Below are 20,896 nucleotides of genomic sequence, written 5' to 3' on the forward strand. Positions count from 1 at the left end.
GGTCTCCTTCAGGCGCTTGCGACAGCCATAATCCGGGCCGCCGCGCGGAGCAACCGGCGCCTCAGTCCGCCCCCCCTGCGCCCCCGGCCGCAACTGCCTCAACCGGCGAAAGCACAATCGCTGTCGCATTCTTCACCGTCAGAACCACGCCCGGCAACAGCCCGACCCGCGTCCGCGCTTCGGCCCGGAAGGCCGCGTCGATATTTGCGATGCCGCCCAGCACCTGCAACAGGGCCGGCGAGGTGCCGAGATTGTTATGCCCCGCCCCCTGATTATAGGCGGCGGTGTCGTAATAGGTGACCTCAAGATCAGAGATCGCCCGCAGATCCGTCAGGTTGCCCAGCCGGTCAGGCGCGCCTGCGATGCGCGACGAGATGTTCAGGATGGTGTCACGGGTGCTGCCAAAGATCAGGAAGGGCTGTGGCAGTTTCCCCATCGCATGGGCCTGGGCGCGGAACAGGTCAACATCGAGATCGGGCGAGATCAGGATCACCCCCGCCATGCGGTCCATGACCTTGCGGTCGCCGCGGATCGAGGCCTGACGCAGAGTTTCCATCGTCAGGGCGCCACCCATCGAATGGGCCACGATGATGATCCGCTCCGCCCCGGCTCCGGCAACCTCACGGAGCAAGGCCTCAAGCCCGTCGCGACCGAACAGAGCGGAATCGCGGTCATAGACATAGCCAAGCGCCGATCCGCGCGAGGGCCAGGCATAATGCACCGCCACACCCGGCACTTTCAGATCGTAATGCATCTGCGCGACGCGGTAGATGCTTTCTGCCATGGTATTGTTGAATCCATGCACATAGACGGTCACGTCACGACTGCCGCGCTGCCCCAGGTTCTTCGCCAGCTCTTTGCGGAAATCGCCTGCCGTTGCGAATTGCTGATCCGCGAGCGTCAGGAAATCCTTCGCGGGATCCGCCCGCTTCACCGATTTCGGCCAGGTGACCTCGCCCACCTTATGATCACGCGGCATCAGGATATCATAGCGCATGAAGCTCGCGAAATCCGACCGCGCGAACCCGAATTCACCATTCTCTTCGCGCCGCGACGTGCCGACATAAATCGGCACCCGGATCGACACCTCTTCCGCCGTCGCGATCTTTTCGGGCGTCAGCTCTTCAAGCATCACGAAGTTCCCGCGCGGCGCGCAGGAGGCGAACAGGACAAACGCCAAAAGGGCAACAAAAATTCTCATGCCCCTTTCCTGACCGGCCTGCCGCAACCGGTCAAGCCCCGCCGCTTCACCAGATGTTTCAATCCAGTCAGGAATTGCCCTTCCCCGTCATAAAAGCACGCAGGAGGAGGCGGGGGCAGGCCCCCGCCCGCAACGTCACAACACGTAGCGGGAAATATCAGCCGAGCGCGCCAGGCCGCCGACATTCTTTTCGACAAAGGCCTCATCCACCACCACCGCCTCACCCGGGCGGTCCGGCGCGGTGAAGGAAAGCTCCTCGAACACCCGCTCCATCACCGTGTAAAGCCTGCGTGCCCCGATATTCTCGACCGAGCGGTTCACTTCGGCCGCGAGCGCCGCAATCGTCGCGATCCCGTCTTCGGTAAAGCTGACCGCCACCTCTTCGGTCGCCATCAGCCCGGTATATTGCCGGGTCAGCGCATTGTCAGTCTCGGTCAGGATCCGGACAAAATCACCCTCGGTCAGTGCCTCAAGCTCGACCCGGATCGGCAGACGGCCCTGCAATTCAGGCAGCAGGTCCGAGGGTTTGGCGATATGGAAGGCGCCAGAGGCGATGAACAGGATATGATCGGTCTTCACCGGCCCGTATTTGGTCGAAACGGTTGTTCCTTCTATCAGCGGCAGCAGATCACGCTGCACGCCTTCGCGGGACACATCTGCGCCCCGCGCCTCGGATTTCGCACAGATCTTGTCGATCTCATCAAGAAAAACGATACCATCGGCCTGCACCACCTGCAGCGCGCGCGCCTTCACCGCCTCGTCATCCAGAAGCTTGTCGGCCTCCTGGCCCAGCAGCAGATCATAGCTGTCCGCCACCGTGACCCGCTTTTTTGTCGAGCGCTGAAACGCCTTGCCGAACATCTCCTGCAGGCCCTGAAGCTGCATCTCCATCCCCTGGCCGCCGCCCATCATCGGCATGGCGGGCACCGGGTCCTGGACCTCGATCTCGATCATGGTCTCGTCCAGCTCACCCGAGCGCAGCTTTTTGCGAAACATCTCGCGGGTCTGGTCGCGTGCATCCTTGCCGGCAATCGCCTCGATCACCCGCTCCTCGGCGGCGCGTTTCGCCTTTTCGCGCACCTCATCGCGCATCATCGCGCGGGTATCGACGATGGCGACATCCATCAGATCACGGATGATGCTTTCCACATCGCGGCCGACATAGCCGACTTCGGTGAATTTAGTCGCCTCGACCTTGAGGAACGGCGCTTTCGCGAGCTTCGCCAGCCGGCGCGAGATCTCGGTCTTGCCGACCCCGGTCGGCCCGATCATCAGGATGTTCTTCGGGTAAACCTCGTCGATCAGATCGGCGGCGAGGCGATTCCGGCGCCAGCGATTGCGCAAGGCCACAGCCACGGCGCGCTTGGCATCTGCCTGGCCGATGATGAAACGGTCCAGTTCCGAGACGATTTCGCGGGGGGTCAGGTCGGTCATACTTCAGGCCTCGAATAGGGAGGAAGCCGGTCTTTGCCGGGAAAGTCGGGAAGGGTGCGCATCAGCCAGCCGCGCAGCTGCACCCACCAGGTGCCGATGGCGGTGATCAGCGCGCCCAGAAGCAGCAGCGCAAAGGCCCAGGAGCCGAAATCGCCGCCCCCCGTCGCCCAGACGATCACGAAGGCCATATAGCCAATGGCAGCCGAGACAAACGAGCGCCGGTCGATCACCAGCGCCAGCCCGGTGATGATCAGCAGCGCGACCAGCAAAAGCACCATGCCACCCGAGCCGTAGAGCGTCACCGCCACGGTATTGACCAGCGCGAAAGCCGCCAGCAGATGCAGCCAGAAGGCCGTTGCGGCATTCCTTCCCAGCCGGTGCGGGTCGCGCATGTCAAACCACATCCCCGCAAGGAAAGCCGCGATCCCGAAGCCCAGCGTCGCGAAAGCAAAGGCCGGGCTTTCGCGCAGATCAAAGAGCCCGTTCATGCCGCCGGAACGCGTCCCGATGGCGAGCCCGATCAGCGCATCGGTCGAGGTGGTCAGCGCGTAAAGCGTCAAAAGCGCAAATCCGCCCAGCACGAACATCGAAAACGGCAAGCGGAACCGGCGATACCAGGCCGCCATGCCCAAAGTCGCCACCAGTGGCGGCAGCATCAGAAGGCCCCGGGACGGCTGGCCGGCGTTTTGCAACACAAGTGTGGTGACCGCGATCAGCAAACCGCCGCCAAAAACCAGTGCCAGCACCATCGACGGCAGGTTCATCCGCCGCCTCAGCGTGAAATACTCTGCCCACCACCAGGCGATCCCTGCCGCAATCAGCGGCAGAACAATGGCGATTGTCGCGCCTCCGGCCCAGGCGATCCAGGAAAGCGTGCCTGAGAGCAGGATGATCAGGCCAAGCGAGATGAAGATCTCGGAAAAGCCTTTGAAAAACTCAAAAGGCTCGTCTTCCGCCGGCATTGCCGCGCGCCGACCGGCGCGGGCCGCGACCAATGTCGACAAAGACGCGGCCTGAGCCTCGGTCAGGATACCGGCCTGAACGCCGGCGCGAAGGTCATCAGAGGTCATTTGCGGATCGTCTCCACCGTCAGATTGCCATTGGTGTAGACGCAGATCGACGCGGCAATCGCCATGGCTTTGCGCGCCACATCCTCGGCCGGAAGATCGCTCTCCATCAGCCCGCGCGCGGCGGCGAGCGCGAAGTTGCCGCCAGACCCGATGGCCGCGACATCATGTTCCGGCTCCAGCACATCCCCCGCGCCGGTCAGCACATAAAGCTGGTCGCCATCGGTCACGATCAGCATCGCTTCGAGATTGCGCAGATATTTGTCCATCCGCCAGTCTTTCGCGAGATCGACACAGGCCCGCGCGAGCTGCCCGGGCGCCGCCTCGAGCTTTTTCTCAAGCCGCTCAAGCAGGGTGAACGCATCCGCCGTCGAACCGGCAAAGCCCACCACCACATCATGCCCGCCAGGGGAAAGCCTGCGCACTTTGCGCGCCGTTCCCTTGATCACCGTCTGGCCCAGGCTGACCTGGCCATCCCCCGCCACCACAACCTCGCCCCCCCGCCGCACGGCGAGGATCGTGGTCCCGTGCCAGCCGGGGAATTTGTCGTCAGCCATGGGAATGCCCTTCGCATTGTTCCGTGCCCCTATATGGAGCGCCGGCCGGACTGGCACAAGTCAGCGGCGTAAGGCTGGACTTCCGGGGGACAGACGGCCATGATCATCTGTCTTTCATGACCCCGACCCAGGCGAGCCCGATGTCCAGCCCGATTTCCAGCCGGAACCTACCGAATATCACGGCGCTGTTCCCGGTGCTGATCGGAACCTGCGCCCGCAATGGCTTCGGGTTGCCACGCCGCTGAGCCGACGGGCAACCCCCTTCTCTGAACCTGCTTGATTTTGACAGACCGCGCCTGGCGCGGCTTCAGCTATGGGACAGCCATGACAGTCTGGAACGATCTGGCCCGCGCCACCAATGCGGCGGGCGATGAAATCCTTTTGCGCCAGCGGGATAGCCTTTACGAGATCCGCTATAACGGCATCGAGCTGATGTCGAACCTCAACCATCAGTCCGAAGCGGTGCTGGCGACCCGCGCGCTGCGTCTGCTGGGCCGTGCGCCGCGCGATGTGCTGATCGCAGGCCTTGGCATGGGCTACACTTTGCGCGCGGCGCTGGATCTGCTGGGACCAGGGGCGCAGGTGACGGTATGCGAACTGGTGCCGGAAATCGTCGCCTGGAATCACGGGCGGCTCTCGCATCTCGCCGGTCATCCTCTGACCGATCCGCGCGTAAGCGTTGAAATCGCCGATGTGACAGCGGTTCTGGCGCGCAATCCGGGCCGGTTCGACGTGATCCTGATGGATACCGATAACGGGCCGGATACTCTGGTGCGGGACACCAATGGCGCGATCTATACCGAAAGCGGGCTGAGCCGCAGCCGGGGGGCGCTGGCCAAAGGCGGTATTGCCGCTTTCTGGTCGGCCGAGATCGCCCCCGGTTTCGAACAGCGTCTGACCCGGCAGGGCTGGCCCTGGCGGCGCGATGATATCGCGCTGATGCCGGGGCGGGTCGATGCAATGCATCACATCTATTTCGCCGCTGATGACGCGGCGGCTCTGGGCCTGAAAAAGGCCGCCTGAAACGCAAACGGCCCCGGGGTTTCCCGGGGCCGTCCGCATTCGTCCGACAGATCAGATTGCCGCCTTGATCCAGTTGTCGAGCGCGGCTTTCGGCGCGGCGCCGACCTTGTTCGACACGACCTGGCCATCCTTGAACAGGAACAGAGCCGGGATACCCCGCACGCCAAGCGCCGCCGGGCTTTCCGGGTTCTCGTCGACATTGACCTTCACGATCTTGACCTTGCCGGCATATTCGGTCGCCAGCTCTTCCAGAGCCGGGCCGATCATCCGGCACGGGCCGCACCATTCGGCCCAGAAATCCACCACCACCGGCACGTCCGACTGGCGGACTTCGGCGTCGAAAGTGGCATCGGTAACAGCGACAGTTGCAGCGCCCATGGGGGTCTCTCCTGAGAATTGGGTTATATGGAAGCTAGGTTTGACCCTGGCGAACGTCAAGGACCGGTCCGGATGATCAGACCTGCGCGCGCTGCAAGGCAGCCTGGACCCTGGCGGGATCCACCGGCATCAGCCGGGGCACCCTGGTCCAGAGGATCGCCGCCCTGATCTCGCGCCCGGGGTAAATCAGCGCCGCCGCATGGGCATAGGCACCAAGCTGGCGCAGATAGGGCTCGGGGATGCCGTCCTCACCGTCGGGCACCACGGCGTTCGATTTGAAATCGACCACCGTGATGCGGTCGGGCGTGATCACCAGCCGGTCGACCGAACCGGCCAGCCAGCCGCCATTCCAGGGCGCCGAAAGCTCGGCCTCGGCGAGGCTTCCCGGGCCGAACATCCAGGCCAGATCCGGCGCGGTCAGGATCGCCCGCGCCTCACCCAAAAGCACCTCGCCCGCGCCCAGCCTGGCCGCGAGCTGCGGCCAGGCCGCAACTGGCGCCTCTGCCAGATGCTGCAGCAAAAGATGCAGCCTGGTGCCGCGTTCCAGCGGGTCATCCTCCTCGAAATCCAGCACCAGGTGGAATCGTCCGCCTTCGACCTTGGCTTCGCCACCGCCTAAGCCCGAGGGCGACCAGATCCGCGGCGGTGCCACTGCGCCCGGCAGCGGCGCGAGGCTGAGCGCATGCTGCACCTCTGGCGCGGCTGCCGCCGCAGGGGCATCCCCCGGCCAGTCGCCAAACCCAAGACGGATGCGGCCGTCCTCGCCCGGCACAGCGCCCAGCGCCTCAGCCCCGGTCAGCGCCGCATGATGCCATGATCCCGGCCCCGCCTCGCCCGCCGCCGCGACGATCAGCCAGTGCTTTGCCCGCGTCATCGCCACGTAAAGCAGCCGCAGGTTTTCGGCCTCACGCGCCGCCGCGCGGGCGGCTTTGGTCTCGGCGACGAGGCCGGTATCTTCTGCCTTGCGCCCCGACCAGGTGACCATGCCCTCACCGATCGCGAGGATCATGTCCTTATCGGTCAGCCGCCGGTCGCCGGTATCGGGCAGGATCACCACCGGCGCCTCAAGGCCCTTCGATCCATGCACCGTCATGACGCGGATCAGCCGCCCCTCGCCCTCGGCCTGGCGCTTGACCTCGACCTCGCCGGCCTCCATCCAGACCAGAAACCCGGTCAGGCTGGGCACCTCGCCGCGCTCATAGGCCAGCGCCTGCTGCGACAGCTCGTCAATCGCATCCGCCGCTTCATCGCCCATCCGGCCCAGAAGGCGCGCGCGCCCCTGATGCCGCGTCAGCACCCGGTCCAGCAGATCATAGGGCCGCATATATTCGGCAAGCTTCCTCAGATCATCCAGCACCGACAGCGTCCCGGGCTCGTCGAGATGGCGCAGACGCTCCCAGAGATAGCCCTTGCGCCCATGCGCCAGCGCGTAAAGCCGCGCTTCGGACCAGCCGAACAGCGGCGAGCGCAGCACCTGGGCCAGTGCCAGATCATCCTCGGGCGTGTTGAGGAAGGACAAGAGCGCCAGCAGGTCACGCACCGCCAGCTCGCCGGTCAAAGTCAGCCGGTCCGGTCCGGCAATCGGCAGGCCAGCGGTCTTGCAGGCGCGGATCACCGCGTTGAAGATCGGCCCGCGCCGCTGCACGAGGATCAGGAAATCCCCGGCATGAACCGGACGGAACCCGCCAGGCGCGCGGTGATCCGGGATCTGCCGGCCCTGCGCGATCATCTCTCCGATCTCAGCCGCAATCTGGCGGGCCAGCACTTCGGTCGCGTCTTCCTCGCCGACCTGGTCTATGGGGTCGAACCATTCGCCCGGCTCCGGGTCTTCGGGTTTCGGGACAACCGGCCAGACCTCCACCTTCCCGGGCAGCGCCTCATGGAAGGGGCGGTGGCGGAAGGCACCGCCAAGCGCCGCCTCGGCCTCGCCCGGGAAGGACTGATCGACCAGATCAAGCAGCGCGCGCGACGAGCGGAAGGAATATTCCAGCGCCTGTTCGGTGACCGGCACACCCGCCGCCGCAAAACCTTGCGCGAAACGGGTTTTTACCGCATCAAACCCCGCCACATCGGCGCCCTGGAAGGAATAGATCGACTGTTTCTTATCGCCGACCACGAAAAGCGACCGCTCGGTGTCGCGCGCGCCTTCCCCGGCCATGAACTCTTCGGTCAGCGCCGCGATGATCTTCCATTGCGCGGGCGAGGTGTCCTGGGCCTCATCGACCAGCACATGGTCGATGGAGCCATCAAGGCGGTACAGCACCCATGGCGCCACACTCGGGTCGGTCAGCAAGGCCGTCGCGCGGGTGATGAAATCATCGAAATCGAGCCAGCCATGCGTGGCTTTCGCGCCCTCATAGCGGCGCAGGAAATCAGCGGCGAACCGCTGCAGCGCCAGCGCCTTGCGGAACGCGCCAAGGCCAAGCCGCAGCGGCCGACCGCCTTCGACCCGCCGCATCAGCGATTGCAGCCCGTCGAGATGCGTGCCCAACGTCAGACGGCAGTCTTTGGTCGGGAAAGTGTCCAGCTTTGCCCCGAACGGCGCTTTCGCCGTGGCGCCGAACAGGAACAGCCCCTCCAGCACCGGCAGAGCCGCGATCCCCAGCGCGGGCAAAGCCGCAAGTGCAGCCCCTGCCTTCTGGTCGGTCACCTTTGACGAGGACATCAGCACCGGCGCCACCGCCGCCAGCATGGCCTGATCACCCGGCCCGAAGACCTCTTCCTCCAGTGCCGCCTCATCAAGGCCTGGCGGCAGCCCGAAGGCCACCCGCAGCGCGGCCTCTTCCGGCACCTGCATCAGCTCGGCCCGCATCCCGGTGAGTTTTGCGAGGAAAGGATCGATCCGTTCGCCCACCTCGGGCAGGATCGCCTCGAACAGCCCGCGTGCCTCGCCTTCGGCCATTTCTTCAAGGATCTGGTTGCGCAGAAGTTCCGCCGACCGGTCGTCAAGTTCGCTGAAAGACGGGCTGACCCCGGCCTCCAGCGGAAAGCGCCGCAACAGACCGGCGCAGAAGGAGTGAATGGTCTGAATGCGGATGCCGCCCGGCGTCTCGATGGCGCGGGCAAAGAGCTGGCGGGCGCGTTTCAGCGCGGCTTCCGACAGATCGCCGCCTTCGCCCAGATCGCCAAGGTTCCGGCGCAGCCCCGCATCCGGCGCCATCGCCCATTCCCCCAGCCGGCGGAAGAGACGGTTCTGCATCTCTGCGGCGGCGGCCTTGGTATAGGTCAGGCAGAGGATGTTCTGCGGGTCGGTGCCGCGCAGCAAAAGCCGCGCCACCCTGTCGGTCAGCACCTTGGTCTTGCCAGACCCCGCGTTGGCCACCAGCCAGACATTGACCGAAGGATCTGCCGCCGCGATCTGCGCCAGGGATGCCGGATGCTGGGTCATGGCATATCCTCCGGTTCGGCCTGTTCAGTGATGTCCCATTCGCCAAACCGCGCGAGATTATCATAATCGCTGTGCTCGCGCGCGCCCAGCATGGCCTGGCGCGCGGTATAGCCCCGCTCAGGGTCTTCCCAGGCGCGGATCAGGCGGCGGAATTCTTCCAGCAGCCGGTGCAGATCATCGGGGCCGAGAACCGCCGAGATCGTCTTCAGATCGGCCGCGAGGCGGATATAGGCGATCTCGACCTCATCGGGGAAACCGGCCTCGGGAAAGCCGCCAAGGCTCGCCATCACCGCCGCCAGATGCAGCTGTTTCGCGAACGCCGCCTGCTGCTTTTCCGTCGGCGGCGCGCCGGTCTTGTAATCGACGATCCTCAGCTTGCCCTCAGCCGTCACATCCAGCCGGTCGGGTTTGCCGACCAGCACGAAATCGGGATCCTTCAGCTCGACCCGGTATTTCTGTTCCAGCGAGACCACCTCGCCGCCTTCGGCCAGAAGCCCCTGCACGAAAGGCATCGCCAGCTCCGCCATCCGCGCCCGCCAGATCGCGCGCATCGCGGGCCAGGCCACGTCTTCCTCCAGCACCCGGTCGGTGATCCGCATCAGTGCGGCTGCGGCGTCAGCAGCCGTGGGCGGCAGGCCTTCGCGCAAAAGCGCCTCGGGCACCTTGTGCAGGATCTCGCCCCTGAGCCGCGCATCGGCCATCGGACGCAAGGGCATCAGCGGGCGCAGCCGCAACAGGTGGCGCGCATAGATCGCATAAGGATCGCGGATCAGCTTTTCGATCTCGGTCAGCGAAAGCGATTTCGGACGGTCCGCCACCTTCGGGCGGGGCGAGGGGCGGCGCGCGCGCGCCGAGAGGATCGGCGCTGCCACAAGACCCGCATCCCGGATCAGCCGGTCGCCGCGCGCTTTCATCGCGGCAAGCGCGACGCGCCCGCCCTGATCTGGCAGACCATCGAGCAGGTTCATCAGCCGGTTCAGCCAGCGGGACGGCACGGTTTCAGCCTCGGCATTCCTGTGCGCGTGGCTCAGCACCACTTCGGGCGCCGCGACCGCCATCTGGAAGTCATGTGCCGAAAGCCCGATGCGGCGCTCGGGCAGCAAAAGCCCCAGCTCCATCCGCATCTTGCGGTTCAGCCAGGGGTCCGGGTCGGGCTGCGCCGGCCAGACGCCCTCGGTCAGACCGGCAAGCACCACAAGATCTGCGCCCTGGACCCGCGCTTCCTGGGCGCCAAGGATCACGATCCGCTCATCCGCCGGGATCAGGCTGCGCACCTGGGCGCGGTTGATCACCCCATCCGCCAGTGCGGCATAATCGCCAAGGCCGAGATGCAGCGCCCCGGGCGCCTCGGCGGCGAGGTCTTCGATCACCCGCAGCGCCGCTTCGCCCGCCGCATCCTGCCAGAGCCTGCCGGTCCCGGCATCAGTCCCGCGCGCGAAAGCCTCGGCCAGCGCCCGGTGCCGGGTGATCAGATCGGGGAGGGGTGCCGGGGTGCAGGCCTCCAGCTCTGCCAGCACCGCGCCGAGCCAGTCCGCCCAGGGTGCCGCGAAGGGATCGCGCTGCTCTGCCGCCCAGGCCTGCAGCGAGGCGAGATCAGGATAGGCCGGACCGCGCGCCCTGAGCCGCAGTTCCAGCTCATGCGTCAGCCGCAGATGCGGGCCGCGCTGATCGGTCGAGAAGCACAAAGGGTGCTTCAGCAGCGTCAGCACCTCATCTGCCATCAGCCGCTTGCCCATGCCGCGCGCGACCAGCCGCAGCATCCGCCCCGCCGGGCTGTGGATGAGCGGCGAACCGGCGGAATCGTCCGGGACCAGCCGCCAGCGGTCCAGCGCCGCCGTCACCCGCCGCGTGAGGTCACGGTCCGGTGTCAAAAGCGCCGCGCGTTTTCCCGCCGCCACCGCCTCGCGCAGACAAAGGGCAATCGCCTGGGCCTCGTCACGCGGGCTCGCGGCCTCGATCAGCGTCATGCGCGCGGTTGCGGCCTGCAAATCGCCCAGATCCGGCCCCTGCGCGATCCATTGATCGGTGACCGGCGCCGGACGAAGCGCCAGCGAAATCAGCCGGCCCCGCGCCGGATCGACGGCGCCCTGGCCGTCCCAGTCCTGCACATTGCCGGGGCCAAGGCCCAGCGTCTGCATCAGCCGGTGGTAGCGATATTGCGGGTGATCCTCCTGGCCGGTCCCGTCAGCAAGGCTGGCCCAGACCTCCTCCGGCTGATCGAAATCAAAGCCCGGCACCAGGATCGCGCCCTGCGGCAGCCGCGCCACTGCCTGCATCAGCAAAGCCGATGTTCCGCGCGAGCCGGTCGATCCGGCCACAATCACCGGATCGGGGGTCGGTGCCGCCTCCCAGGCGCTGATCTGCGCCAAAAGCGCAAGCCGCAGCCGCGCCTCGCTGTCCGGCGCCGCCCCTTCGGTGAAAAACTGCGCGATCAGCGAGACGAAACGGCGGGTGCGCGACCAATGCGCGGCATGGCCCTCGATATCAAGGAGGTCAAGCGCGCCCGGATCCACCTCTTCCGCCCGCATCTCATCCATCAGCCCAGCAAGGCTGTCGGCCAGGTCATAAAGCGCGTGACGCGGCGCGAGATCGGGCTCTGCCGCCAGCAGCCGGTCGATCAGCACCGCCAGTTCCAGCCGCCGCCCCAAAGGCGAGGCGGCCTCGACCTGGCCCGTCAGCAAAGGATCATTCCCCGGTTCCGACACCAGTTTCAGCCGGGGCAGGAAACCGGCGCCCTGGGCCAGCAGCGTCTCGCGCAAGCGGCGGCGCATCCGCTGGCTGTTCAGATAAACCGTCACCCGCGCCATGGCCTCGGGCGGCCGGCCTTCAAGCCGCATGCGCAGGCCCGCCGCCAGCCTTGCGGGGAAATCCACGCCGGGGGGCAGGCCGAAGAGGCGGGGTCCGGATCCGGGGAACATCATGTCGCCAGCAAAGCCCCGGCCTCGGCGAGGCCTTCGGGGCTGCCGACATCGCACCAGCCGCCCTCCCAGATCAGACCGTAAGCGCGGTCGTTGCGGATCATGTCATCCCAGGCGAGGTTCAGGGAAAACACCCGCTCAGGGTGGCTCAACAGCCAGTCCGTGCGCAGGATCTGCGCGCCGAGATAGACCATGCCATTCGGGTCAAGGTCTTCGCCGGTCTCGCTGTCGCGGCGCATCCGCGTCAGGCGGCCATCCGCGCCCAGCGAGAAATCTGCCCCGCCCTTGCGGCCCGGCAGGCCCTCGCGCGGCTTTACCAGCAACAGCGCCCCCATCTGCAAGGGGTCCCAGGCCTGTGCCAGCGCCGAGAGGGGGTTGCCGTCCGTCCAGACCACATCCGGGTTGAGCGTCATCACCGCGCCATGGCCAAGTGCCGGCAGCGCCGCCTTCAGCCCGCCGCCGGTCTCGAGGATCTCGGGTTCATGGCTGATGCGGACCGGGCGGCCCCTCAGATGATCGGCGATCTGCTGCGAGAGGTAATGCGTATTGACCACCACCGGGTCGCAGCCTGCCCCGGCCCCCAGATCCAGCGCGCGGTCGAGGAGGCTCTGCCCGGCGACCTCGATCAGAGGCTTCGGTCGGTTCCGGGTCAGTTCGCGCATGCGGGTGCCGAAACCGGCGGCAAAAACCATCAGGGGGAAGGCGGGCTGCATGACCTGATCCTTTCAATGATGGCGGGCGTGGGGTCTGGCAGGAGAGCGAGGGTTTCACCGCGCAGTTCCGCCAGGACCGGATGGGCGAGGTTGCGCAGCAGCTGGCCCCAGACCCGGGGCAGAAAGGCAAGATAGCGATCCTTGCCCGCCACCATGGTCAGCCGCGCGAAAATCCCGATGATCCGCAGCGCCCGAAGCGCGCCAAGCGTGGCATAGGCCGCCGTGATATCGCCCCGCCCGCTCTGTTTCGCGAAATGCGCCACCATCGCGGCCTCGACCCCGGGTGACACGTCACGCCGCGCATCCTGCAACAAGGATACGAGATCATATTCCGGCTGCCCCATCTGACCGAGCTGGAAATCCAGCAACCCGACCCGTGCGACGCCCTGACGATCGGGCAGCCAGAGAAGGTTCTCGGCATGGTAATCGCGCAGGATCAGGACACGCGGCCCGTCGGCATGGGCGCGGATTGCGACCTCGAGCGCCTTCAGGAACGGCGTCGCATCGGAGCGTGTGCCGGTGGCGGCAAAGCCATAGAATTCCGACGCCAGAGCGGCTGACGCGGCCCAGTCCTCCGCACTCAGATCTGGCAAAGGGCTGGGCGGCGCAGCGCCTTGCAGGCGGATCAGCACATCCACCGCCGCCGTGTAAAGCGGCAGTTCCGCTGCGGCATCGGCCTCAAGCAGCCGCGCATAGATCCCGTCACCGAGATCCTCGATCAGCATGAGGCCCTGCGCCTCATCCATCGCAAGTGTCGCCGGGGGCGAGAGCCCGAGATCCGCCAGATGCGCGCCGATCCGGTGGAAATCGCCGATATCATCGCCACATCCGGGCGGCGCATCCATCAGGACCGCACGCTGATCGCCCAGCACCAGCCGCTCATAGGACCTGGCCGAGGCATCCCCCGCGAGATGACTGCGCCGGGCCGCAGCCCAGCCGGCCCGGGCCAGGAACTCTGTCTTTGCAACCTCTCTCATGGCGCCCTAGCGAGGCAGGCGAGGAAACCCTCCGGCCCGGTGACCAGCAGCCGCCGCCCTTCCCCCTCATAGGACAGCGTCACGCGGATCGCCTCGTCAGGCGCATAGTGCCCCAGCCTGTCGGGCCATTCGATCAGCAGGATGTCGCGCCCGATGGCTTCGGCGAGACCCAGCTCTTCGACCTCGCCAATATGGCTCAGCCGGTAGAGGTCGGCATGCCAGACCTCTCCGGCTTCGGTCTCGTAGCTTTGCACCAGGGTGAAGGTGGGCGAAGGCACGTCGATTTCAGCCCCTGCCATGGCGCGGATCGCCGCGCGGGCGAGATGCGACTTCCCGGCGCCAACCGGGCCTTCCAGCAACACGGTCATGCCAGGGCGCAGGCACAGCCCGAACCGCGCCCCGAACAGGCGCGCCGCCTCTTCATCGGGCAGGAACAGATCGACAGATTTCATGGCGCGAGTTTCGGCTTTTGCCCGGTCAGGCGCAAGCCTCAGCCGATCTGACCGCGCCGCCCGGCAGTCTGGCCGCGGTCCAGCAGGATATGATCGAGGATCACACAGGCCATCATCGCCTCACCCACCGGCACCGCGCGGATGCCGACACAGGGGTCGTGGCGGCCCTTGGTCACAAGGTCGAGCTCCTGGCCGAATTCGTTCACGGTGCGGCGCGGCGTCAGGATCGACGAGGTCGGCTTGACCGCAAAGCGGCAGACCACCGGCTGACCGGTGGAAATTCCGCCGAGGATCCCGCCCGCGTGGTTCGACAGGAACTCGACCCCATCCTGGCCCATCCGCATCTCATCGGCATTCTCGACCCCGGTCAGTGCGGCCGAGGCCATGCCATCGCCGATCTCGACACCTTTGACCGCATTGATCGACATCATCGCACTGGCCAGGTCAGAATCCAGCTTGCCATAAAGCGGCGCGCCGATCCCTGGCGGCACGCCCTCGGCCACCACCTCGATCACCGCACCCACCGAATTATGCGACCGGCGCAGATCGTCGAGATAGACCGCCCAGTCCTGCGCCGCGACAATATCAGGGCAGAAGAACGGGTTCTCGCGGATCTGGCCCGCATCAAACCGCAACCGGTCGATCTTTTTCTCGCCCATCTGCACCATATAGCCGGTGATCGACACCCCGGGCGCGATCATGTCGAGAACCGCCCGCGCAACCCCCCCGCCGCGACCCGCGCCGCCGTCTCCCGCGCCGAAGACCGCCCGCCGCCGCGATAGTCGCGCAGGCCATATTTCAGATGATAGGCGACATCAGCATGACCGGGGCGGAAGGCATGGGCGATCTCGCCATAATCCTTGCTGCGCTGGTCGGTATTCTCGATCATCAGCTGGATAGGCGTGCCGGTCGTCACGCCGTCAAACACGCCCGACAGGATCTTCACCTCATCCGCCTCACGCCGCTGCGTGGTGAATTTCGAGGTGCCGGGTTTCCTCAGATCCAGCCAGGGCTGAATATCGCCCTCGGTCAGCCGCACGCCCGGAGGACAGCCATCCACCGTGCAGCCAAGCGCCGGGCCGTGACTCTCGCCCCAGGTGGTGACGCGGAAGAGATGGCCGAATGTGTTGAGGCTCATGACGGTGCTCCGTGCTGACAGGGCGGGCTGACACAGGCGGCATAGCGCCCGCCCCTTGCAGGTTACAACCTCATTCCACAAAAAAGTGAAGCGCGGGGTTGAAATGGCACCGCCTGCCCCCATTTCACCGATGCGGGCCGGGCCCCTCTGGCACTCAGGGCCAGTTTCTTTCGGGAAACGCCTGGTGTGATGTCGGACCGCATCGGGAAACGCGCCCGATGGATTGCCCGGCATTTTTCCCGATCCGTATCCACGGTTCAGCTGACGGTCATTCCCTCTGGCGCCTTGTGTAAAGGGCTATGGTCGGATGGAAATCCTGCTGACATTGTTTCTGGGCAAGCCGCTTTGGCTCTGGCTCACCTTCCTTGCAATCGTCCTCGTGCTGCTGGTGCTTGACCTTGGCGTCCTGAACAAGGGCGACGAGGAAATCGGCGTCGCGAAAAGCCTGAAGCTCTCGGCCTTTTATGTCACGCTGGGCGTCCTTTTCGCAGGCTTCGTCTGGTGGCAGGTCAGTGCCGAGGCGGCAGGCCTCTACCTGACCGCTTTCGTGGTCGAAAAATCACTGGCGATGGACAATGTTTTCGTCATCGCAATGATCTTCGGCTTCTTCGCGATCCCCCGCAAATACCAGCATCGGGCGCTGTTCTGGGGCATCCTCGGCGTGATCGTGCTGCGCGGGCTGATGATCGGCTTTGGCGCGGCTCTGGTGCAGAACTATCACTGGGTTCTCTATATCTTTGCCGCCTTCCTGATCTTCACCGGCCTTAAAATGCTGCTCGCCAAAGAAGATCACGCCCCGGATATCGCCAGCAACCCCCTGCTGAAATTCCTGCGCAAACGCCTCAATGTCACAGACGAGCTGCATGGGCACGCTTTTACCGTGCGCAAGGAAGACCCCGGAACCGGCAAGCTGAAGCTCTATGCCACGCCCCTTCTGCTGGCGCTGATCATGGTGGAAATCGCCGATGTGATCTTCGCGGTAGATTCGGTCCCGGCGGTCTTCGCGATCACCTCTGACCCCTATATCGTCTTCACCTCGAATATCTTCGCGATCCTCGGGCTGCGCGCGCTCTACTTCGCGCTGGCCGCGATCCTGCACCGCTTCGCCTATCTGAAATATGCGCTGGCCGTGCTGCTGATCTTCATCGGCTCCAAGGTCTTTGTCGCCTCGCTGCTGGATCTCGAGAAATTCCCGGCCTCGGTCTCGCTCGGCGTCACTTTCGCGATCCTCGCCACCGGCGTGATTGTCTCGCTGTGGAAGACCCGCGGCCAGCCCGCACATGTCACCCTCCCGGGCGAGCCGGGCAACGACCACCCTGCCCGCCACTGACCACTGAAAGGGGCGCTCACCCCGCCCCTTTCATCTGTCCTTAAATATCCCGGGGGGAGAGGCGCTTTTGCGCCTCCGGGGGGCTGGCCCCCCCGCCTCCGCCGCCCCTTGCGCAGCACCGGCAATCCCCTATGCTCCGCCATACCTCGGGGTGCCCGTCACGGGCTGAGATGCGTCATGCGGACCCGTTGAACCTGAACCGGCTCATACCGGCGGAGGGAAGGTGCATCGGATCCCCCCTTGCGCATCGCCCCCGTCGCAACAGGAGGAATCCCATGCGCCCGATGCGCCCCTTCCTTGCGGCATGTCTCGCTTCCCTGCCCCTGGCAGCAGCGGCCGAGACCCCCGTGCTCACCGTCATGACCTATGACAGTTTCACCACCGAATGGGGCCCCGGCCCGGCAGTGGAAAAGGCGTTTGAAGAGGTCTGCGGCTGCGATCTGCGCTTTATCACCGGCGGCGACGGCGCGGCATTGCTGGCGCGCCTCCAGCTCGAAGGTGCCGCCACCGAGGCGGATGTGGTCCTCGGTCTCGACAACAACCTGACTGCCCAGGCGCGCGCGACCGGGCTTTTCGCCCCACATGGCGAAGCGGCCCCGACCGGCCTGCCGGTCGCCTTTGAGGATGATCTCTTCCTGCCATGGGACTGGGGCTGGTTTGCCTTTGTCTATGACCGCACCAAAACCGCGATGCCGCCTGAGGATTTCCGCGCCCTGGGTGACAGCGATCTGAAGATCGTGATCCAGGATCCGCGCTCATCGACGCCGGGCCTCGGTCTGCTTATGTGGGTCAAAGCCGCTTACGGCGATCGCGCGCCCGAAATCTGGACCGGGCTTTCCGACAATATCCTGACCGTGACGCCGGGCTGGTCCGAGGCTTACGGCCTCTTCCTCGAGGGCGAGGCGGATATGGTTCTCTCCTACACCACATCCCCCGCCTATCACCGGCTGGCCGAGAAAGACGACAGCAAGGACTGGGCCGAATTTGCCGAGGGCCATTACCTGCAAATCGAGGTCGCGGGCATCCTCGCCTCCTCAAAGCAGCCCGAACTTGCGAAGGAGTTCATCGCCTTCACCCAGTCGCCGGCCTTCCAGTCGGTGATCCCGGAAACCAACTGGATGTATCCCGCAACCGAGATCGCGCTGCCCGAAGGGTTCGAGACCCATCGTCCGGCGAAATCCCTGTTGCTGACGGCCGATGAGGCGCTGGAGGCGCGGGGCCCTGCGCTGGCGGAATGGCAATCCTCGCTCGGGCAGTAAGCCTCACCGCCGCGCTCATGGTCACTGCGCCGCTGGCGGCGGTGGCCCTCAGGGCGGGCGGCCTGCGGCTCAGCACGCCCGATCTTGCGGCGCTGCGGTTTACCCTCTTGCAGGCCGGGCTATCGGCGCTGATCTCGGTCGCGCTGGCGGTGCCGGTGGCAAAAGCGCTGGCGCGGCGGCGCTTTCCCTTGCGGGGCCTTCTGATCACCCTGATGGGCGCCCCGTTCCTTCTGCCGGTGATCGTCGCGGTGATCGGGCTGATCACGGTTTTCGGCCGCTCGGGCTGGGTCAATAGCGGGCTTGCCGCGCTCGGCCTGCCCGGGTTCAGCATTTACGGGCTGCATGGTGTGGTCATCGCGCATGTCTTCCTGAACCTGCCGCTGGCTGTTCGGATGATCCTGCAGGCCTGGGTCTCGGTGCCGTCAGAGCGCTTCCGCCTTGCGGCCTCGCTGGGTTTTCGCCCGCGCGACATCGCGCGACATATCGAGCGCCCGATGCTGGCCTCAGTCCTGCCCGGCGCGCTGGCGACGGTTTTTGCGATCTGCCTGACCTCTTTCGCCGTGGCGCTGACGCTGGGCGGCGGCCCGCGTGCCACCACGCTGGAACTCGCGATCTATCAGGCGATCCGGTTCGAATTCGACCTTGGCCATGCGGCGGGACTGTCGCTGACCCAGACCGGGATCGGGGCGTTTGCCGCCCTGCTGGCCTGGCGGCTGGCGTCAAGCCCGGGCTTTGGCGCGGGCCTTGACCGGGCGCTGCCCGCGCCCGCGCCCGCGGGCTGGCGGCGCCTTGCGGATGCGGGCTGGCTTTTGCTGGCGGCAGCGTTCCTGCTGTTGCCGCTGATCGCGCTGATCCTGCGCGGGCTGCCGGGGCTGGCGGAGCTGCCGCCCAGCCTCTGGGGGGCCTCGCTGCGCTCGGTTCTGGTCGCCCTGATCTCGACGCTGGTGACGGTGGCAGCGGGGCTGACCCTGGCACTTGGCGTGGCGCGAAGCCGCTCGCGGGGGATGGAGCTGACCGCCGTTTTGCCGCTGGCGGCCTCGGGGCTGGTGCTTGGGACCGGGCTTTTCCTGATCGCGCGGCCCTTTGCGTCCCCCGCGCAGCTGGCGCTGCCGGTGACGGTGCTGGTCAATGCGGTCATGGCGCTGCCTTTCGTCTACCGGCTTTTGATCACCGATGCCCGCGCGCTTGAGGCGGATTACGGGCGGCTGGCGGCATCACTGGATCTGCGGGGGGTCGCGCGGTTGCGCTATCTGACCCTGCCCCGGCTGGCGCGGCCTTTGGGATTTGCGGCCGGAGTCGCGGCAGCTTTGTCGATGGGGGATCTGGGCGTGATCGCACTTTTCGCCAGCGGCCAGGAGGCGACATTGCCGCTTTTGGTGCAGCAGCTGATGGGCGCCTACCGGACGGAGGCGGCCGCAGCGGCGGCACTGGTGCTGATCACGCTCAGCTTCGGCCTCTTTTGGATTTTCGATGCGGGAGGGCGGCATGTTCAGGCTCGATAACCTGGTTCTGGAGCAGGAAGGCTTTCGGCTGTCCGCGGACTGGCAGGTGGCACCAGGCGCGCGGCTGGCGGTGATCGGGCCATCCGGCGCAGGGAAAAGCTCGCTTCTGGCGGCGATTGCCGGCTTCTATGCGCCGGCCTCGGGCCGGATCTGGCTTGATGGGCGCGATCTGACCGAACTGCCCCCGGGGGAACGGCCGCTCTCGATCCTGTTTCAGGATCAGAACCTGTTTCCGCATCTGAGCGTGGCGCAAAATCTCGGGCTCGGGATCCGGCCGGATCTGCGTCTGGCACTACCGGATCACGCACGGGTGGCGGAGGCGTTGGAACGAGTCGGGCTGGCGGAGTTTGGCGCGCGCAAACCGGCGCAGCTTTCGGGCGGTCAGGCGAGCCGGGCGGCGCTGGCGCGGGTGCTTCTTCGCGCGCGACCGCTTCTCTTGCTGGACGAGCCCTTTGCGGCGCTTGGACCGGCTTTGAAGGGAGAGATGCTGGCCTTGCTGGCCGAGGTTGCCGGCGAGACCGGTGCCACCGTGCTGATGGTCACGCATGAGCCCCGCGACGCGCTGGATTTTGCCGGGCAGACGGTGCTTGTCGCGGATGGCGTGGCGGCGGCGCCGGTTGCGACGGGGCCCTTGCTGGCCGATCCGCCGCCAGCGCTGGCGGCCTATCTTGGATTTAAGAGGTAAAAGGAAAAGCCCCGCCGGAGGGGCGGGGCTTTGTACCTGGTCTTTTCGGAATCACGCCTGATCTCAGGCCGTGAATTCCTTGCCTTTAACCCGCGCCCAGATCTTCTTGTTGGTCAGATAGAGGAGCACCGACAGAAGGATCAGGAAAGTCACAGCGACGAAGCCCGCTTTCTTGCGGTCCATCATCTTGGGCTCTGCCGACCACATCAGATAGGCCGAAACATCCATCGACATCGCGTCGATGCTTGCGGGGCTGCCATCTTCAAAAGTGATCTGATCTTCGGTCAGCGGCGGCGGCATGGCGATCCAGCCGCCGGGGAAGGCGTGGTTTTCGTAGAAAGTGGTGCCGGCTTCTTCCTTGGTCTCGCCGGTATAGCCGGTGAGGATCGCATGGATATATTCCGGGCCGCCGATGCCGCGCAGCAGCTGGTTGATCCCGGTGCCTTCCGGCCCGTGGAACCCCGCGCGGGCCTTGGCCATCAGCGAGAGATCCGGCCCCATACCTTCGCCCGAACGCGCGGGGAAGTTGTCGGTCCATTCGCGCGGACGGGTGGTGCCATCGGGCAGGTCGATCTCTTCGAGACCGGCCGCATAGGCGCGGACCTGATCGGCCGGCAGATGCGGGCCGCCGTCATCCGCGAGGCTGCGGATCGGGACGAATTTCGCCCCGTGGCAGGCCGAGCAGACTTCGGTGAAGACCTGGAGACCGCGCTGCAGCTGCAACTGGTCATAGGTGCCGAACGGGCCTTCAAACGAGAAGTCCACATCCTCGATATGGCCGGCATCGCCAGCTGCCAGCGCTGCGCCCGTCAGGGCGAGCGAGGTGGCTGCAGAAAGAATGATCTTGCGGAACATTTTGCGTCAGATCCTTTTC

The 20,896-nt window shown here is 65.9% G+C and carries 16 protein-coding genes, 1 pseudogene and 1 riboswitch; of the genes and pseudogenes, 5 read left to right on the forward strand and 12 right to left on the reverse strand.

Annotated elements, in window-relative coordinates; translation table 11 throughout:
* Window positions 1–61 precede the first annotated feature (61 nt).
* The 4 genes from QNO18_RS02265 to hslV form a co-directional block, all read right to left on the reverse strand.
* On the reverse strand, window positions 62–1,201 hold the full coding sequence (locus QNO18_RS02265) for an alpha/beta fold hydrolase (RefSeq protein ID WP_283176363.1): 1,140 nt from the start codon (window positions 1,199–1,201) through the stop codon (window positions 62–64).
* A gap of 135 nt (window positions 1,202–1,336) precedes the next feature.
* Entirely contained in the window at window positions 1,337–2,635 is a 1,299-nt protein-coding gene (gene hslU, locus QNO18_RS02270; protein WP_283176364.1) for an ATP-dependent protease ATPase subunit HslU, read from the reverse strand.
* Window positions 2,632–3,705, reverse strand: a complete 1,074-nt coding sequence (locus QNO18_RS02275; protein WP_283176365.1) for a hypothetical protein — start codon at window positions 3,703–3,705, stop codon at window positions 2,632–2,634. The genes hslU and QNO18_RS02275 overlap by 4 nt, the downstream gene beginning before the upstream one ends.
* Window positions 3,702–4,259: an ATP-dependent protease subunit HslV gene (hslV, locus tag QNO18_RS02280; RefSeq protein WP_283176366.1), complete on the reverse strand. Its 558-nt coding sequence runs from the start codon at window positions 4,257–4,259 to the stop codon at window positions 3,702–3,704. Before hslV ends, QNO18_RS02275 begins: the two co-directional genes overlap by 4 nt.
* A gap of 324 nt (window positions 4,260–4,583) precedes the next feature.
* On the opposite strand from hslV, the gene QNO18_RS02285 reads away from it, so the two are divergent.
* Entirely contained in the window at window positions 4,584–5,282 is a 699-nt protein-coding gene (locus QNO18_RS02285; RefSeq protein WP_198837916.1) for a hypothetical protein, read from the forward strand.
* 51 nt (window positions 5,283–5,333) lie between these two features.
* Here the strand turns inward: QNO18_RS02285 and trxA are convergent, their stop codons facing one another.
* The 7 genes and pseudogenes from trxA to aroC all read right to left on the reverse strand — a co-directional run bounded on the left by trxA (window position 5,334) and on the right by aroC (window position 15,246).
* Window positions 5,334–5,660, reverse strand: coding sequence for a thioredoxin (gene trxA / locus QNO18_RS02290; protein ID WP_092899883.1), 327 nt, complete (start codon window positions 5,658–5,660; stop codon window positions 5,334–5,336).
* A gap of 76 nt (window positions 5,661–5,736) precedes the next feature.
* Window positions 5,737–9,048 carry a double-strand break repair helicase AddA gene (addA, locus tag QNO18_RS02295; RefSeq protein WP_283176367.1) on the reverse strand — a complete coding sequence of 1,104 codons (3,312 nt, stop codon included), beginning with the start codon at window positions 9,046–9,048 and terminating at the stop codon, window positions 5,737–5,739.
* The gene (gene addB / locus QNO18_RS02300; RefSeq protein ID WP_283176368.1) at window positions 9,045–11,966 is read right to left on the reverse strand and encodes a double-strand break repair protein AddB; all 2,922 of its coding nucleotides are present in this window, start codon (window positions 11,964–11,966) and stop codon (window positions 9,045–9,047) included. The genes addA and addB overlap by 4 nt, the downstream gene beginning before the upstream one ends.
* A complete protein-coding gene (locus tag QNO18_RS02305; protein ID WP_283176369.1) occupies window positions 11,966–12,679 on the reverse strand; it encodes a nucleotidyltransferase family protein in 714 nt (237 codons plus the stop codon). The genes addB and QNO18_RS02305 overlap by 1 nt, the downstream gene beginning before the upstream one ends.
* Window positions 12,658–13,656 carry a phosphotransferase gene (locus tag QNO18_RS02310; RefSeq protein ID WP_283176370.1) on the reverse strand — a complete coding sequence of 333 codons (999 nt, stop codon included), beginning with the start codon at window positions 13,654–13,656 and terminating at the stop codon, window positions 12,658–12,660. The genes QNO18_RS02305 and QNO18_RS02310 overlap by 22 nt, the downstream gene beginning before the upstream one ends.
* A complete protein-coding gene (gene tsaE, locus QNO18_RS02315) occupies window positions 13,653–14,108 on the reverse strand; it encodes a tRNA (adenosine(37)-N6)-threonylcarbamoyltransferase complex ATPase subunit type 1 TsaE (protein WP_283176371.1) in 456 nt (151 codons plus the stop codon). Before tsaE ends, QNO18_RS02310 begins: the two co-directional genes overlap by 4 nt.
* A gap of 38 nt (window positions 14,109–14,146) precedes the next feature.
* Window positions 14,147–15,246, reverse strand: a pseudogene (gene aroC, locus QNO18_RS02320) (chorismate synthase).
* A 307-nt stretch (window positions 15,247–15,553) separates the two neighbouring features.
* On the opposite strand from aroC, the gene QNO18_RS02325 reads away from it, so the two are divergent.
* The 4 genes from QNO18_RS02325 (at window position 15,554) to QNO18_RS02340 (ending at window position 20,022) form a co-directional block, all read left to right on the forward strand.
* A complete protein-coding gene (locus QNO18_RS02325; RefSeq protein ID WP_283176372.1) occupies window positions 15,554–16,576 on the forward strand; it encodes a TerC family protein in 1,023 nt (340 codons plus the stop codon).
* A gap of 137 nt (window positions 16,577–16,713) precedes the next feature.
* A riboswitch (TPP riboswitch) is annotated at window positions 16,714–16,814 on the forward strand.
* Between the two features lie 46 nt (window positions 16,815–16,860).
* A complete protein-coding gene (thiB, locus tag QNO18_RS02330; RefSeq protein WP_283178724.1) occupies window positions 16,861–17,835 on the forward strand; it encodes a thiamine ABC transporter substrate binding subunit in 975 nt (324 codons plus the stop codon).
* Window positions 17,811–19,337: a thiamine/thiamine pyrophosphate ABC transporter permease ThiP gene (locus QNO18_RS02335; protein ID WP_283176373.1), complete on the forward strand. Its 1,527-nt coding sequence runs from the start codon at window positions 17,811–17,813 to the stop codon at window positions 19,335–19,337. The genes thiB and QNO18_RS02335 overlap by 25 nt, the downstream gene beginning before the upstream one ends.
* Window positions 19,321–20,022 (forward strand): ATP-binding cassette domain-containing protein, encoded by a 702-nt coding sequence (locus QNO18_RS02340; protein ID WP_283176374.1) that lies wholly within the window; start codon window positions 19,321–19,323, stop codon window positions 20,020–20,022. Before QNO18_RS02335 ends, QNO18_RS02340 begins: the two co-directional genes overlap by 17 nt.
* A gap of 63 nt (window positions 20,023–20,085) precedes the next feature.
* Here QNO18_RS02340 and QNO18_RS02345 read toward each other — a convergent pair whose 3' ends face one another.
* The gene (locus tag QNO18_RS02345; protein ID WP_249497383.1) at window positions 20,086–20,877 is read right to left on the reverse strand and encodes a cytochrome c1; all 792 of its coding nucleotides are present in this window, start codon (window positions 20,875–20,877) and stop codon (window positions 20,086–20,088) included.
* Window positions 20,878–20,896 lie beyond the last annotated feature (19 nt).

Source organism: Gemmobacter sp. 24YEA27, from assembly GCF_030052995.1.
Lineage (GTDB): Bacteria > Pseudomonadota > Alphaproteobacteria > Rhodobacterales > Rhodobacteraceae > Pseudogemmobacter.